We start from the raw sequence: 957 nt of genomic DNA, 5'->3' as shown, positions 1-957 counted from the left end.
CTGGTCGTGGGTGGATGACTTCGGTGAAGATCGTCGGTCACCGGGAAACGTCGCGGTTTGTGAGGACGAGCAGAGACCCCACCGGGGCGGTCGCCCACGGCGGGTCGGTGCGGACCTTGCCGAGCACGCGCCCGCACCGCTGCCTGCACCTCACGCCAAAGACCCGTACAACCACGGGACTTGAAGCCGCCTGGTTTCAGCCTGTGAATGTTTCTGCCCCCGGATCTCGCGAGAAGCATTGACGTCATTCATGGGATGTCTAGCATTCTCTCGATCGGCACTTCGACCGCTGTTCGGCATATCGGACAGTCGGGTTCGTATCACACCGACATCCGGACAACCTCTCACGGGGAAGGCCGGAGTCGCTTGCTCAAGGATGACGAGGTCCTTATGCGCAGACGTAGTTTCAGCCGCAGACGCCCGTCGGCGATGCTCGCCGCCGCGGTCGCGGCCCTGGCCGCATTGGCGGCGCTGCTCGTCGCCGGCCCGGCTCAGGCGGCCACCACCAGCGACGTGCGCGGTGCTGATTCCGGCCGGTGTCTCGATGTGGCGGGCTTCAGCCAGACCGACGGCGCGAACGTGCACATCTGGGACTGCCACGGTGGAACCAACCAGCGGTGGACGTTGACGGACAGCAACCAGCTGACCGTGTACGGCAACAAGTGCCTGGATGTCCGGGGCGGCGCCACCACGTCCGGGACCCCGGTGCAGATCTGGACGTGCAACGGCAGTGACAACCAGCAGTGGCGGGTGAACCCCGACGGCACGATCGTCGGCGTACGGTCCGGACTGTGCCTGGAGGTCTCGGGCTGGGGCAAGGCCAACGGCACGGGGGTGCAGATCTGGTCGTGCCACGGCGGCACCAACCAGAAGTGGACCGGCCTGTCCGGGACGGGCAACTCGTGTGCCCTTCCGTCGACCTACCGCTGGACCTCGACCGGCCCGCTGGCGCAGCCG

At 66.8% G+C, this 957-nt stretch carries 1 protein-coding gene; it reads left to right on the top strand.

Going from position 1 to position 957, the window contains the following annotated elements; translation table 11 throughout:
- Nucleotides 1–390 precede the first annotated feature (390 nt).
- A partial coding sequence (locus tag IO24_RS0139955; RefSeq protein WP_208861341.1) for an RICIN domain-containing protein occupies nucleotides 391–957 on the top strand: 567 nt, incomplete at its 3' end.

Source organism: Streptomyces flavovariabilis (assembly GCF_000725785.1).
Lineage (GTDB): Bacteria > Actinomycetota > Actinomycetes > Streptomycetales > Streptomycetaceae > Streptomyces > Streptomyces hawaiiensis.
The sequence above is the reverse complement of the archived record's forward strand: the minus strand, read 5'-3'. Positions and strand labels throughout refer to the sequence as shown.